Genomic DNA, 14,466 nt, shown 5'->3' with positions numbered 1-14,466 from the left:
CCGCGCGCTCGACCGTCCCGGCGGTCTCGCCGGTGCGGCCCCCCGTTCCCGGGGCCTGGGAGGTCATCGCCACCAGGAACGCGTGCGCCGGCACGGTCAGGGTGGTGTGCTGCCGTCCCACGCGGCGGACCTCGTAAGGGTCCGGGCCGCACTCGCTCTTCGCGGCCCGGAAGCATTCCTCGATCACCCGGTGCGTCCCCGTGACGCGTACGGGCCACGTCACCGGAAGCCGAACACGGTCCGCCCGACGGGGAGCGCTGCCCTCCCCGTCGGGCCGGGGTGCACGACCGTTGGACCGATGACATAGTCAGCCGAGCTTGTTGGAGGAGGGGACAGCGCCGATGACCGATGAGGTCCGGGCGGGCGCCGCAGACCGGGGGCCCGCGGGTCTCAGCGGCCGGAACCACGAACGGGAAGTGCTCGAGGGGCTCTTGAGGGGGGCCCGGGAGAGCCGGGGCGGGGCCGTGGTGCTCCTCGGCGAGGCGGGGTCGGGCAAGACGGCACTGCTCGACCTGTGTGCCTCGGCGGCCGCGGGCGGGGCCCGGCTGTTGCGGTGCACGGGTGTCCAGTCGGAGGCGGCGCTGCCGTACGCCGGCCTGCAGGTGCTCCTCCGGGGCGCCCTGGACCGGATCAGGAGCCTGCCGGAGCGTCAGTCGACGGCACTGCGCGGGGCGATCGCATCGGACGACGTGCCCGCCGGGGACCGCTTCCTGGTCGGGGCCGCGACGCTGGGCCTGCTCGACGAGCTGGCCGAGGAACGTCCGGTCGTGGTCCTGGTCGACGACGCGCACTGGCTGGACCTGGAGACCCTGGACGCCCTGCTGTTCGCGGCCCGCCGGCTCGGCATGGGGCGGGTGGCCATGGTGGTCGCCGCGCATGAGGATGCGGCGGCCTTCGACGGTGCGCCGGGCCTGCCCATGCTGCACCTCGGGCCGCTGACCGACGAGGAGGGGGCGGCCCTTCTCATCGGCCGGGCGCCCGATCTGCATGCCGCCGTGAGCAGCCGGATCCTCGGGCTCGCGCAGGGCAATCCGCTCGCCCTGGTCGAGCTCGTGGGGGCTCTGACGGCGGCCCAGCGGGACGGGAGCGAGCCGCTGGACGCACAGGAGATCGCCGTGTTGCCGGCCTCGTGGCGGGTACGGCGGATCTTCGACGAGCAGATCCGGTCGCTGCCCGCGCCGACCCGTCTACTGCTGACGGTCGCCGCGGCGGACGACACCGGCGACGTGGCGCTGCTGGTGGCGGCGGGGGAACGGGTGGGCGCGGCCGCCGGCGATCTCGGGCCGGCAGAGGCGGTGGACCTGGTGAGAGTGTCCGGACGCCGCCTGGTGTTCCGGCATCCGCTGGTGCGTGCCGCCGCGTACCAGGGTGCGCTGCTGGTCGAGCGGACGGCCGCGCACCGGGCGCTCGCCGAAGCGGTGTCGGCCGCCGGCGACACGGGCCGCCGGGCCTGGCACCTGGCCGCGGCGACCGTCGGCTACGACGAGGAGGTCGCCGCCGAACTGGAGCGCAGCGCCGAGCTGTTCCGCTCGCGGGGCGGCCGGGCCGCGGTCGCCGCCGCCTATCGGCGGGCCGCAAGGCTGACCGAGGACCAGGAGGCCCGGTCGCTGCGGCTGGCCGCCGCGGCGGCCGCGGCGGCCGAGGCCGGCCAGGTGGAGCTCGCGGTGGCGCTCGCCGACGAGGCGGGGCCGGTGAGCAGTCCGCCGGCGGTCGCCCGGCTCGCCGGCGTCCGGGCGGCGCTCGAACACGGGCAGGGCCGCGCGGAGTCGGCGCGGCTGCTGCTCGTCGAGGCGACCGCCGAGGTGACGGCGCACCGTCCCGCGATGGGGGCGTGGCTGCTGTTCGAGTCGGCCGCGATGGCCTGGGACGCGCCGGACCCGGTCGCGGCCGCCCGGGACACCCGCGCGCGGGCGGCCGGTCTGGACTTCGGCGGACATCCCGTGCGCCGGGGCGCCGCCGGGGTGCTCGACACACTGGAGGGTGACCTGGTGGGCGGGGCGGCGGCGATACGGGAGTTCGCCGAGTACGTCGTGCGGACCCGGCAGGAGCGCAGCCTGACCGATCAGGTGCGACTGCACGGCTGGGACATGCTGCTCGGCGAGTACCGCGCGGTGCACGACGAGGCCGTGGCCCTGGAGCGGGAGTGCCGGGCGGAGGGTGCCGCCGGGGTTCTGCCGCGGGTGCTGCTGCGGCTGGCGCGGCTGCGGCTGTTCCTGGGCCGGCACCGGGACGCGTACACGACGGCGGTCGAGGGCCTGGAGATCGCCTGCGACACCGGTCAGCGCCATCTCGCCACGATGCTCAGCGGCGTCCTGGTGGTGCTGGCCGCGCTCGACGGGGAGGAGCCGGGCGGCACGGAGGGACAGGAAGGGGCCGACGGGCCGGGCGGCGGGGGCCGACCGGGCGGAGGGCAGGGTTCCGCCGGACGGGCGGGGCGGGACCCGCGCTCCGGTGTCGCGCCGAACCCGTTCTGGCTGACCAGGGCACAAGGCCTGTTCGACCTCGGGCTCGGCCGCTACGACCGGGCGCTGCAACGCTTCGCCGCCCTGACGGGGGGCCCGCACCGGCACCTCATGGTCTCCGTGCACAGCCTGCCCGACCAGGTGGAGGCCGCCATGCGGATCGAGAGGGCCATCGACGCCGGGCCGGCCGCCGAGCGTTTCGCGCGCTGGGCCGGGGCCACCGGGGCCGCGTGGGCGGGGGCGGTGGAGCTGCGCTGCCGCGCCCTGCTCGCCGCCGACGACGCGGGGGCGGAGGAGTTCTACGAGCGGGCGCTCGCAGCCCACGAGGGGGACGGCCGTCCGTTCGAGGAGGCGCGCACCCGGCTGCTGTACGGGGAGTGGCTGCGCCGGGCGAAGCGCCGGGCCGCCGCCCGGGAGGCGCTGGCCGTGGCGCTGGAGTCGTTCGAGCGGATGCCGGCGGCCGCGTGGGCGGACCGGGCCCGCACGGAGTTGCGGGCCGTCGGGGCCGCTCCGGCCGCGCCCGCGGCGGGCGCGGATCTCGCGGGCCGGCTGACCGCGCAGGAGCTGCGGGTGGTCCGGCTCGCGGCGACGGGCCTGAGCAACCGGGACATCGGCGCGCGCCTGTTCCTGAGCCCGCGCACGGTCGGCTACCACCTGTCCAACGCCTACCCGAAGCTCGGCGTGACGTCGCGGGCCGCCCTGGGGGCGCTCGACCTGGGCTGACCTCCGCCCACCCCCGTCGCTCCCGTCGCCTCCTCGCCCCGTCACTCCGTCGGCCTGGTCGGCCCTTCAGCCCTGCCACGTGTGAACACCGGTACGCACCCCGGTCGTTCGACGGATCCACGGGTCCGGGCGTGGTTCGTACGGTTCTCCTGTTCCAAGAACGTCCGCATGGGAGGGTTCATGAAGGTTCTGGTACTCGGTGCCACCGGTTACATCGGCTCCGCGGTGGTGTCGTGCCTGACGCTGGAGGGCCACGACGTGGTGCCCCTGGTCAAGGACGCGGCCGCGCTGAATCCGGACGTGTCGGTGCGGGTCGGCGATCTGACCGACCCGGCGTCGCTGCGCGCGGCGGTGACGGACGACGTGGACGCGGTGGTGAACCTGGCCACGCCGACCGGCGACGAGGCGGTGGACACCGCCGCCCTGGAGGCGCTGCTCGCGCCGCTGCGCGGCACGGGCCGGGCGTTCGTCTACACCAGTGGCGTGTGGGTGCTCGGCGCCACCGGGGACGCCCCGCTGACCGAGGACGCCGATACCGACCCGATCGAGATCGTCGGCTACCGGCCGCGGATCGAGCAGCGGGTGCTGGCCGCCGCCGGGGACGACGTGCGGGCCGTGGTGATACGCCCGGGCATCGTGTACGGCCGGGACGGCGGCATTCCCGCCCTGCTGACCGGCTGGGCCCGGGAGCACGGTACGGGCCGTTACGTGGGTCCGGTCGCTACCCGCTGGCCGATGGTGCACGTCGACGACCTCGCCGAGCTGTACGCCCTCGCGCTGACCAAGGGCCACTCCGGTGACCTCCTGCACGGCGTGGCGTGGGAGTCCGTCCCGGCCGCCGCGGTCGCGGCGGCCGCCGACATCGCCGCGGGCGGCACCGGCCGGGCCGAGCCGTGGCCGTTCGAGGAAGCCGCCGCAGTGCTCGGGGAGCCGTTCGCCGAGGCGCTCGCGCTCGACCAGGTGGTGTCGGGGCGGCGCGCCGTCGACGAGCTGGGCTGGCGGCCGAGCCGCCCGTACGTCCTCACCGAACTCGCCGGGGACAGCCGTGGCTGACACCGCCGTCCCGGCACCTCCGATCTGCCGCACCTGCGGCACCCAGTACGCCGCCGTGCGTCCGGACTGTCCGGTCTGTCTGGACGAACGGCAGTACGTGGGCCCGGACGGCCAGCAGTGGACGACGCTGGCCGGCTTGCGCGAGGAGGGCCACAGCGGCCTCTTCGCGGAGCAGGGGCCCGACGTGCTCGGTGTCGGCGTCACCCCGCAGTTCGCCATCGGCCAGCGGGCCCTGCTGCTGCGCACCGCCGCCGGGAACGTGCTGTGGGACTGCGTGCCGTACCTCGACGACGCGATGGTGCGGGCCGTCGAGGAGCTCGGCGGCATCGATCACATCGCGATCAGCCACCCGCACTTCTACTCCTCGATGGTGGAGTGGGCGCACGCCTTCGACGCGCCGGTCCACCTGCACGACGCCGACCGGCAGTGGGTGGGCCGGCCGGATCCGGCCGTGCGGTTCTGGAGCGGGCGCACGCTCCGGCTCACCGACGAGGTGACCCTGATCAACCCGGGCGTGCACTTCCCGGGCAGCGCGGTGCTGCACTGGAGCGCGGGCGACGGGGCGCTGTTCACCGGTGACGTGGTCAACGTCTGCCCGGACAGCCGCTGGGTGACCCTCATGTACAGCTACGCCAATCACGTCCCGGAGCGCCCGCAGGCGGTCCGCGCGGCGGCGGACCTGCTCGCCGGCTATCGCTTCGAGCGGATCTACGGCGCCTGGTGGGACCGGGTCGTCACCTCCCGCGGCAACGAGGTTCTGGCCCGGTCCGTCGAGCGCTACCTCCGTTTCGAGAAGGGCACGGTCCCGGGTGACTGACACCTCCACCGCACAGCTGCCCCCGTCATCACGACGCACGGCCATGCGGGGAGGTCCATGAGCGGCTCACCGCCGCGGTCCCGTATCCGGGAAGTGCCCTTTTCCTGACGTGGGTGCTACCCGGTTCGGGGGAGATGCGGGGGGCGCCGGAGCCGGGGACGGCTCCGGCGGTTCGTGCCGGGGGGACGGCTCCGGCGGTTCGGTGCCGCTTCACGCGTCGTCGGACCCGGTGGCCAGCGGGACCTCGCCGGCCGTCTTGCTGAAGCCGAGGGCCTCCACGATCCGGCCGTCCGCCACGCGCATGACGTTGACGCCCCGCACCCACTGGTCGGGGCCGTCGCCGAAGCGGTAGGTCCACACGATCGTCGCGCGGTCGCCCGCCACGATCACCTCCTGCGGGGTGAACTGCGAGGCGAGGTCCTCGACGAGGGCCGTCCACCATTTCGTACAGGCTTCGCGCCCGACGACCCGCTCCCCGTGCGGCGCGGGCTGGACGCTCTCCATGACGCAGCCCTCGGCGATCAGGTCGGTCAGGAGGCCGGCCTCGCGGTCGGTGAACGCGCGGTTGAAACGGTCGATGACCTCGGCGGTGCTGCGCACGGACATGACGCCTCCTTGAGCAAGATAGACCGGTCGATCTACCGGTCGTGAGAGATATAGATAGACCGATTGATCTACCGCGTCAAGTGCTGGCACAATCGCGCCATGACCGCTTCCGCCAAGCCGGGGCCCCGCGAACGCCTGCTGCTCGCCGCCCAGGAGCTGACCTACACGCACGGCGTCGGCGTCGGCGTGGACGCCCTGCTCAAGGCGGCCGGCGTCGCACGCCGTTCCCTGTACGAGCACTTCGGCGGCAAGGACGGCCTGATCGCCGAGGTGCTGCGCCGCAGCACCGCCGAGGACGTGGCGGAGTACCGCGCCACCATGGACGCCGCGGGGGACGACCACCGGGCCCGGCTCCTCGCGGTCGTCGACCGGCTCGGCCGCGTCGCCGCGGGCCCGGACTTCCACGGCTGCCGCTACCTCGCCGCCGACCTCGCGCTCACCGACCGGGAGCATCCCGGCCACGAGGTCACGCGGGCCTACCGGCGCACCCTCCACGGGCTGTTCACGGCCGAACTCGCCGCCCTCGGACACCCTCGCCCCGACTTCGCGGCCGACCAACTACTCATCCTCGTCGACGGCCTTCTCGCCACCGGCGCGGCCCGCCCCGAGGACCGGCCGCCCGCCGCCGCGGCCCGCGAACTCGCCGAGCACATCGTCGACGCCGGGCTCCCCTCAGCCGCTGCGACCACGGACGCCCCGCGTCAGGCTCCGTGAGGGCGGAACGGGAGCCCCGACTGTAAAGTGATCTTGCTGGCAGGCGCGGTCAGCCATGGGGGAATGCGTTGAACGAACGGCTCAGCTTCAGAATTCTCGGCCCGCTCCTGGTCGCCGCCGGCAAGCGCACGGTCCCGCTCGGCGGGGCGCGGCAGCGGACGGTGCTGGCCCTGCTGCTTCTGAGTCCCGGGCGGATCGTGCCGGTGGACACCCTGGTGGACGCCGTGTGGAACGACCGGCCGCCGGCCACCGCGCGCACCCAGATCGCCATCGTCGTCGCGGCCCTGCGCAAGGTGTTCAAGAGCGCGGGGGTGACGGAAGACGTCATCGTCACCGAGCACCCCGGCTACCTGCTGCGGGCCGAAGGGCACGAACTCGACAGCGTCGCCTTCACCGGACTGGTCGCGGACGCCGAGACCGCGGTCCGCGAACAGCGCCCCGCCGACGCCGCACGCTGCTACGCCGAGGCGCTCGCGTGGTGGCGGGGGCCCGCGCTGGCCGGGGTCACAGGGCAGCAGGTGGAGGACGAGGCGGCCCGCTGGGAAGAGGTCCGCCTCCACGTCCAGGAGGCATGGACGGGCGTACGCATGGACCTGGGGCGGCATCGTGCGCTGCTGCCCGAACTGGCCGCGGCCGTACGGGAACATCCGCTGCGCGAGCGCGCGCAGTACCACCTCGTCCTCGCGCAGTACCGCTCCGGACGCCGGGCCGAGGCGCTGGAGAGCTTCCGGGACGCGCGGCGCAGGTTCATCGACGAGCTCGGCATGGAACCGGGCCCCGAGCTCCAGGATCTGCACGACGCGATCCTGCGGGACGACCCCGCCCTGAGGGTGGCGGGGCCGGCCGCGGAGCCGGAAGGACCGGCGGTGACGCGTCCCGTCGTCCCCTCCGAACTGCCTGCCGACGTACCCGCTTTCGCGGGCCGGGAGGAGGAACTGGCCGCTCTGGACACGTTGGTGGAAACCCGGGACGGTGACCGGCGTGCCCCGGGCGTGGGCCTGATCACAGGCGTCGCCGGTGTCGGCAAGACCGGCCTGGCCGTCCGCTGGGCCCACCGGGTCACGCGCCACTACCCGGACGGCACGCTCTTCGCCGACCTCCGCGGATACGACCGGAACCACGCCCCGACCGCCGCCGGCGAGATCCTCAGCCGCTTCCTGCGTTCCCTCGGCACGGCGGGTGAGGACGTCCCCGACGGGCTGGAGGACAGGATCGCGCTGTACCGCAGCATGCTGGCCGACCGCCGGGTCCTGCTCGTGCTCGACAACGTCCGCACGCCGGAGCAGATCCGGCCGCTGCTGCCGGGCGGCGGCGGCTGCACCGTGCTGGTCACCAGCCGGGAACAGCTGGAACAGCTGGTGACCTGGCCGCCGTCCGCACGGATCCTGCTCGGACGGCTGCCCGAGGACCGCTCCCTCGAACTGCTCGGCGGCATCGTCGGCGAGGCCAGGATCCTCGGCGGACCCGCGGAGTCGGCCCGCCTGGTCGAGCTGTGCGACCGGCTGCCGCTCGCACTGCGCATCGCCGCCGCCCGGCTGGCCTCCAAGCCGCACTGGTCGGTACGGCACCTGGTCACCCGGCTCGACGACGAGCGGCGCCGTCTGGACGAGCTCAGCCAGGGCGAGTTGCAGGTCCGGGCCGGCTTCGCGCTCAGCTACCGCTACCTGGACCGGGAGGCGGCCCGGCTCTACCGCCTCCTCGGGCTGCTCTCCGTACCGGACTTCACCGCCTGGGTCGGGGCCGCGCTCCTGGACTGCGGCGTACTGGAAGCGGAACGGCTCATCGAACACCTCGTGGACGCGCAGTTCCTGGACATCGCCGGGATCGACGCCACCGGCCGGCTGCGCTACCGCTTCCACGACCTGATGCGGCTGTACGCGAGCGAGCTGGCACGGGACGAGGAGTCCGAGGCGGACCGACTGGCCGCCCGCGACCGGTTCTTCCGGACCTGCCTGACCCTCGCCGAGCTGGCGTACCGGCGCGAGGAGGGCGGGGGCTACGACACGGTGCACGGGTGCGTGCCGCGCAGGGAGGTCGAGCCCGCCCTCGTGGAAGAACTGCTGGCGAGTCCGATGGAATGGTTCGAGGCCGAGCGCCTCACCCTGGTCGCGGTCGTCGCCCAGTCGGCGGCGCTGGGCATGGCGGAGCTGGCCTGGGATCTCGTCCTGTGCGTCCACGCGCTCTTCAAAGCGCGCAATTACCTGGACGACTGGCGCTCGTGCGGTGAGCAGGCACTCGCGGCGGCGATCGCCACCGGCAACGTCCGAGGACAGGCCACCATGTACCTGCAGTTGGGTCTGATCGAACTCAGGCTGCGCAAGGTGCGCGAGGCATCCGACAGGTCGGAGACCGCCCTGGCGCTCTTCCGTCAGGCGGGTGACGCACACGGCGCGGCGATCGTGCTGAGTCACCTGGGGCTCATCGACCGGGTCAGGGGTGACCACGAGCAGGGCGCGCGCCGGCTGCGGGAAGCCTTGCCGGCCCTACGGGAGGTGGGCAACCTCGCCGTGGAGGCGTACGTGCTGCAGAACCTGGCGCAATGCGAACTCGACGAGGGCAGGCCGGGGGAGGCCCTGGAGCTGAGCCGACAGGCCGTGGCCATCTGCGAAGGCTTCGCGGTCGACGGGCGCCCCATGGCGATGGCCTCCTACCGACTCGGCAACGCCTATCTCGCGCTGGGACGCCTCGAGCCCGCGGAGGAGGCGTTCGGCAGGGCCTTCCCGATCGTCAAGGAGAAGTCCGACCTGCTCGGTATCGCGCACGTGCTGCTCGGACTCGCGGAGACCCGGCGCGCGGCCGGAGCGGCGGAGTCGGCCGAGGACATGTACCTGGAGGCGCTGGACGTCGTGCGGCGCCACCCCAGCGCGTTGATCGAGGGGCAGATCAGGTTCGGCCTCGGGCAGCTCCACCACGGGGGCGGCCGCCCACGGGAGAGCCGGCTGCACCTGGCCGCCGCGCTCGACGTCTTCCGCGTGATCGGTTCCCCGCGGTGGGAGGAGAAGGCGGCCCGCGCACTGGAACGGCTGGACGCCACCCCGCTCGCCACGGACGCCACCCCGCTCGCCACGGACACCGCCCCGCTCGCCACGGGGACCGCCTGACCCACCGCGCGGGCCGCCTAACCGCGCGATAACCGGTCGATAAGGCCGCTTCGTAACGTCGTCGCAGACGAGAAAGCCCCCAGGGGCCTGAGAGTTCCGGAGTCCGCGATGTCCCGTTCCGTCGACGTGCCCCGCCGCGCGGCGTTCAGCCCCGGAGCCGCCTGATGCGGTTCCGGCACCGTGACGGCACCGCCGTCCACCTCGCTCTCTGCGCCGACGCGCATCCGGCCGAGACGCTGGAGGGCATCACCGCCCGGCTCGCCGCGCACGCCGAGCCGGTCCGCCGGGCCACCGGTGAGCCGGTCATCGGCCTCGGCCTGTGGCTGCCGGCGTTCACGGCGGCGGCCCTCGCGGCCGACCCGGCCGCCGTCGCCCGGCTCCGCCGCGAGCTCACCGCTCGCGGACTGGAGACGGTGAGCCTCAACGGCTCCCCCTACCGGGCCTTCCACGCCCCGGTGGTGAAACGGGCGGCGTACTACCCGGACTGGTCCGAGCCCGCCCGCCTCGACTACACGCTGAACCTCGCCCGGATCATGGCCCTGCTGCTGCCCGACGACGCCGAGCGCGGCTCCGTGTCGACACTGCCACTGGCCTGGCGTACCGCATGGTCGCGGACCCGGAGGTCGGCCGCGATGCGGCAGTTGGACGCGCTCGCCACCGGGCTGCGGCGGATCGCGGCGGAGACCGGGCGGACCGTCCGTGTCGCGGTCGAACCGGAGCCGGGGTGCGTCGCCGCGACCACCGGGCAGGCCGTCGAGGTACTCAAGGACGCCGACCACGAGTGGATCGGACTCTGCCTGGACGCCTGCCACCTCGCCGTCGCCCACGAGGACCCGGGCACCGCCGTCACCCGATTGCTGACGGCGGGGATCCCGGTGGTGAAGGCCCAGGCATCCACCGCCCTGGAGGCCGCGACACCGACGGATCCGCAGGTCCGGGAAGCCCTGGAGGCCTTCACGGACCCGCGCTTCCTGCACCAGACGAGGGAAGCCGGGCCCGATAGCGGCGCACCGCTCGGCTCCGACGACCTGGGGCCGGCCCTCGCCGGCGCCCTGCCCGGGCTGGCGCCGTGGAGGATCCACCACCACGTGCCGCTGCACGAGGAGCCCGCCGCACCGCTCACCTCCACCCGGCCGGTGCTGCGCGACACCCTGCGGGCGCTGTTCGCCGGGGACCACGCCGCCACCGACCACGTCGAGGTGGAGACGTCCACCTGGTCCGCGCTCCCCGAGCACCTCCAGCCGGCCGGCACGGCCGGACTTGCGCGGGCCGTCGCCGCCGAACTCGCCTGGACCGCAGGGGAACTCGCCGGACTGGGCCTGACCCACGATGTGCCCCCCACACGGCGATCACCCACGCCACACCCCTCACCCACCATCGAAAGGACAGGTCGCACATGAGGACCGAGACGAACCATCCGCGCGGACGGAACGACGCCGGATCCGCGGACTTCGCGCTGCGCCTCGACAGAGTCGTGAAGGAGTACGGAAAGGCGGGCCGCGCCGTGCGCGCCCTCGACGGGGTCTCGGTCGGCATCGAACGTGGTTCGTTCACGGCCGTCATGGGACCCTCCGGCTCCGGGAAGTCGACTTTCCTGCACTGCGCCGCCGGCCTCGACAGACCTTCCGGCGGCTCCGCCTTCATCGGCGACACCGAGCTCGGCGGAATGAACGAGACCCAGCTGACGAAGCTGCGGCGCGAGCGCGTCGGCTTCGTCTTCCAGGCCTTCAACCTCATCCCCGCGCTGTCCGTGCGCGAGAACGTCGAACTGCCGCTGCGTCTGGCCGGCGAGCGGCTCGACCCCGCCTGGCTGGAGGAGATCCTGACGCGCGTCGGCCTGGCCGGCCGGGCCGCCCACCGGCCCGCCGAACTGTCCGGCGGGCAGCAGCAGCGGGTCGCGATCGCCCGCGCCCTGATCACCCGTCCCGACGTCGTCTTCGGCGACGAGCCCACCGGCGCCCTCGACACCATGACCGCCAAGGAGGTCCTCTCCCTGTTGCGGTCGTGCGTGGACGAGACCGGCCAGACCGTGGTCATGGTCACCCACGACCCCGTCGCCGCCTCCTACGCCGACACCGTCCTCTTCCTTGCCGACGGCAGGATCGTCGACCGGATGCCGGCGCCCACCGCCGACCGCGTCGCCGACCGCATGACCCACCTGGGAGCGTGGGCCTGATGCTGCGCTACGCCCTGCAGACCCTGCGCGCCCGCAAGGGCGGATTCACCGGAGCGTTCCTCGCGCTCTTCTGCGCCGCCGCACTCGTCACGGCCTGCGGCATCCTGCTGGAGACGGGGCTCCGCGGAACCATCGGCACCGAGCGCTACGCCGGCTCCCCGGTGATCGTCGCCGGCGACCAGAACGTCCACCGGGTCACGGTCGAGCGGAAGGGCGACAAGACCAAGAGGAAGGAGAAGACCAAGCCCCTCGCCGAGCGCGTCTGGCTGCCCGCCGGCACCGTCACCACGCTCGCCGCGCTGCCGGGCGTACGGGCCGCGGTGCCCGAGATCACCTTCCCGGCGCACGCGGTCACCCCCTCGGGCCAGGTCGTCCCCGGCGTCGACGGCAAGGCGTCGTACGGACACGCCTGGAGCTCGGCGCCCCTGACCCCCTTCACCCTGGTCGAAGGCGCCGCACCGGCCGCGGCGGACGAGGTCGTCGTCGACCGCGAACTCGCCGCACGGACCGGCCTGAAACCCGGCGCCGAGCTGACCGTCCAGTCGACCGACGCCCCGCGCGCGTACCGCGTCACCGGCATCGCCGCCTCCTCCGGCGGCGACCTCCGACAGCAGACCTCGTTGTTCTTCTCGGATGCCGAGGCCGACCGGCTGTCCCGCCACACCGGCCAGGTCATGGCCGTCGGCGTGCTGCCCGAGCCCGGCGTCTCCACACCGGAACTCGCGACTCGGGTCGCGAAGGCTCTCGACGGCACCGGCGCCCAGGTGGCCACGGGCGCCGACCGGGGCCCGGTCGAGTTCCTCGACGCGGCCAAGGCGCGGATCAAACTGGTCTCCATGGGCGGTGCCATCGGCGGTACCTCGCTGCTCGTCGCGATCCTGGTGGTCGTCGGCACCTTCGCCCTCACGATCCAGCAGCGCCACCGCGAACTGGCCCTGCTGCGCGCCATCGCGGCGACGCCCCGGCAGATCCGCCGGCTCATCGGCCGCGAGGCACTGATCGTCGGCGCCCTCGCCGGAGTGCTCGGTTCGGTCACCGGTCTGCCCGTCGCCCACTGGCTGCACGGCGAGTTCGTCGGCTTCAAGGCGATTCCCGAGACCCTCGAACCGACCGTCGGCGTCTTCCCGTTCGCCGCCGCCATCGGGGCGGCCCTCCTGGGCGCCTGGGCCGCCGCGCGGATCTCGGCCCGCCGCACGACCCGCATCCGCCCCGCGGAGGCCCTGTCCGAGGCGGCCGTGGAACAGCGGACCTTCACCTGGGGGCGAACCGGTGCCGGCATCGTGTTCCTGACCGGCGGTGTCGTCCTGCTCGTGGTCCTCTCCGCGCTGCGCAGCGAGCCCGCAGCCACCCCTGTGACCTTCCTGTCGGTCGTGGTGCTCGCGGTGGCCGTCTCGCTGCTCGGGCCGCTCGTCGTCCGGATCGCGGTGGCCGTCCTCGGAATCCCGCTGAAGGTCTCCCGGGTCGGTGGCCACCTCGCCACGGCCAACGCCCGCGCCCACACCAAGCGGCTGGCCGCGGCGGTCACTCCGCTGACCCTGCTGATCGGCATGGCCTGCACGGTGTTCTTCGTCCAGACCACCATGGGCGCGGCGGCCACCGCCCAGGCCCGCGCCGGCAACACGGCGGAATGGGTCGTGGGCTCGGCCGGACCCGGTGTGCCGGCCCAGGCCGGCGAACGACTCCGCCGCGTCCCCGGTGTATCGGCGGTGACCGAGATCGTGCGTACGTCCGTACGCGTCGACCTGGAGAAATACCCCGCGCAGGGCGTGTCCACCGACGGCCTGACCCTCACCTGGGACCCGGCCGTCACGGCCGGCAGCCTGGACGGCTTCGGCCCGCGGAGCGTCGCGCTCAGCGAGCTCGCCGCCGACGCTCTCGGCAGGAAGCCGGGGGACGAGCTGAGGCTGACCCTCGGCGACGGAACCGAGGCCCGGCTCACCGTCGCGGCCGTGTACGAACGGGGGCTGGGGTTCGGCGACGTGACGATGGCCCACTCGCTGGTCTCCCGGCACGTCGACAACCCCCTGGCCTCCGCGCTGCTCGTGAAGACCCGGGACGAAGGCGGACCCGGCCGGGCGGAGCTGCGTACCGCGCTCGGCGCGCTGCCGGGGGTGGCCGTTCTCGACCGGGACGAGGTCGAGGATCTGCAGGCCGAGGTCCAGCAGTCCAACGCCGAGGTGAACTACGTCGCGATGGGTCTGATCATCGCCTTCACGGCCATCGCCGTGGTCAACACCCTGGCGATGTCGGTCTTCGACCGCAGGCGGGAGTTCGCCCTGCTCCAGCTCATCGGCACCACCCGACGCCAGGTGAGGGGAATGCTCCGGATCGAGGCGGCCCTCGTGGTGCTCACCGCCACCGCACTGGGGAGCGGCATCGCGTTCGCGGTGCTCACGGCCTTCAGCGTCGGCATGACGGGCTCGGCCGCCCCGTCCGTCGACGGTTGGACGTACCTCGGCACCCTGGGCTTCGCCGCGCTGCTCACGGCTCTGGCCACACTGATTCCCGGCCGTCTCGCCCTCGCGGGCCGCCCCGCGGACGTCATCGGCTCCCGTGCATAGGGGCGGGAGCGGTGTCCGGGCGCGGAGCGCACGGGGGCCGCGCCCGCGTCGACGGACCGCATGCCGGCCGATGGGTGACCGGATCTCCCGGTCACCCATCGTGTCTGTCCGGCGGCGGGAGGAACGACAGGGCCGGTCGTTGCCGTCGGCCGCGAGACGGATCTTCGTGGTCGGCCCGCCGCGGGAACGGCCGAGGTTGGCGATGCCCCCGCGTACGGAGATCATGGAGTCGCACGCACCGGCCGGGCGGTGG

At 74.0% G+C, this 14,466-nt stretch carries 9 protein-coding genes; 8 read left to right on the top strand and 1 reads right to left on the bottom strand.

The genetic code is table 11. The annotated features are described in order from the left end of the window. Window positions 1–341: 341 nt before the first annotated feature. The 3 genes from ACFWUY_RS22140 to ACFWUY_RS22130 all read left to right on the top strand — a co-directional run bounded on the left by ACFWUY_RS22140 (window position 342) and on the right by ACFWUY_RS22130 (window position 5,055). A complete protein-coding gene (locus tag ACFWUY_RS22140; RefSeq protein WP_384111316.1) occupies window positions 342–3,185 on the top strand; it encodes an AAA family ATPase in 2,844 nt (947 codons plus the stop codon). A 180-nt stretch (window positions 3,186–3,365) separates the two neighbouring features. Then, window positions 3,366–4,238, top strand: a complete 873-nt coding sequence (locus tag ACFWUY_RS22135) for an NAD-dependent epimerase/dehydratase family protein (RefSeq protein ID WP_384111313.1) — start codon at window positions 3,366–3,368, stop codon at window positions 4,236–4,238. After that, a complete protein-coding gene (locus ACFWUY_RS22130) occupies window positions 4,231–5,055 on the top strand; it encodes an MBL fold metallo-hydrolase (RefSeq protein ID WP_384111310.1) in 825 nt (274 codons plus the stop codon). The genes ACFWUY_RS22135 and ACFWUY_RS22130 overlap by 8 nt, the downstream gene beginning before the upstream one ends. A gap of 210 nt (window positions 5,056–5,265) precedes the next feature. Here the strand turns inward: ACFWUY_RS22130 and ACFWUY_RS22125 are convergent, their stop codons facing one another. Next, window positions 5,266–5,661 carry a nuclear transport factor 2 family protein gene (locus ACFWUY_RS22125; RefSeq protein WP_384111307.1) on the bottom strand — a complete coding sequence of 132 codons (396 nt, stop codon included), beginning with the start codon at window positions 5,659–5,661 and terminating at the stop codon, window positions 5,266–5,268. 99 nt (window positions 5,662–5,760) lie between these two features. Between ACFWUY_RS22125 and ACFWUY_RS22120 the strand changes: the two genes are divergently transcribed. The 5 genes from ACFWUY_RS22120 to ACFWUY_RS22100 all read left to right on the top strand — a co-directional run bounded on the left by ACFWUY_RS22120 (window position 5,761) and on the right by ACFWUY_RS22100 (window position 14,213). Continuing rightward, window positions 5,761–6,375: a TetR/AcrR family transcriptional regulator gene (locus ACFWUY_RS22120; RefSeq protein WP_384111304.1), complete on the top strand. Its 615-nt coding sequence runs from the start codon at window positions 5,761–5,763 to the stop codon at window positions 6,373–6,375. Between the two features lie 68 nt (window positions 6,376–6,443). Beyond that, window positions 6,444–9,476 (top strand): BTAD domain-containing putative transcriptional regulator, encoded by a 3,033-nt coding sequence (locus ACFWUY_RS22115; protein WP_384111301.1) that lies wholly within the window; start codon window positions 6,444–6,446, stop codon window positions 9,474–9,476. Between the two features lie 164 nt (window positions 9,477–9,640). Then, window positions 9,641–10,876: a metabolite traffic protein EboE gene (gene eboE / locus ACFWUY_RS22110; protein ID WP_384111298.1), complete on the top strand. Its 1,236-nt coding sequence runs from the start codon at window positions 9,641–9,643 to the stop codon at window positions 10,874–10,876. Further along, a complete protein-coding gene (locus ACFWUY_RS22105) occupies window positions 10,873–11,652 on the top strand; it encodes an ABC transporter ATP-binding protein (RefSeq protein ID WP_384111295.1) in 780 nt (259 codons plus the stop codon). The genes eboE and ACFWUY_RS22105 overlap by 4 nt, the downstream gene beginning before the upstream one ends. Continuing rightward, window positions 11,652–14,213, top strand: a complete 2,562-nt coding sequence (locus ACFWUY_RS22100; RefSeq protein ID WP_384111292.1) for an FtsX-like permease family protein — start codon at window positions 11,652–11,654, stop codon at window positions 14,211–14,213. Before ACFWUY_RS22105 ends, ACFWUY_RS22100 begins: the two co-directional genes overlap by 1 nt. Window positions 14,214–14,466: the final 253 nt, after the last annotated feature.

The organism is Streptomyces sp. NPDC058664 (assembly GCF_042716635.1).
Lineage (GTDB): Bacteria > Actinomycetota > Actinomycetes > Streptomycetales > Streptomycetaceae > Streptomyces.
The sequence above is the reverse complement of the archived record's forward strand: the minus strand, read 5'-3'. Positions and strand labels throughout refer to the sequence as shown.

What these genes read in the sequence shown, in the direction of transcription:
- ACFWUY_RS22140 (WP_384111316.1), top strand. Translation starts at nt 342, where the DNA reads ATGACCGATGAGGTCCGGGCGGGCGCCGCAGACCGGGGGCCCGCGGGT.
- ACFWUY_RS22135 (WP_384111313.1), top strand. Translation starts at nt 3,366, where the DNA reads ATGAAGGTTCTGGTACTCGGTGCCACCGGTTACATCGGCTCCGCGGTG.
- ACFWUY_RS22125 (WP_384111307.1), bottom strand. Translation starts at nt 5,661, where the DNA reads ATGTCCGTGCGCAGCACCGCCGAGGTCATCGACCGTTTCAACCGCGCG.
- ACFWUY_RS22120 (WP_384111304.1), top strand. Translation starts at nt 5,761, where the DNA reads ATGACCGCTTCCGCCAAGCCGGGGCCCCGCGAACGCCTGCTGCTCGCC.
- eboE (WP_384111298.1), top strand. Translation starts at nt 9,641, where the DNA reads ATGCGGTTCCGGCACCGTGACGGCACCGCCGTCCACCTCGCTCTCTGC.
- ACFWUY_RS22105 (WP_384111295.1), top strand. Translation starts at nt 10,873, where the DNA reads ATGAGGACCGAGACGAACCATCCGCGCGGACGGAACGACGCCGGATCC.
- ACFWUY_RS22100 (WP_384111292.1), top strand. Translation starts at nt 11,652, where the DNA reads ATGCTGCGCTACGCCCTGCAGACCCTGCGCGCCCGCAAGGGCGGATTC.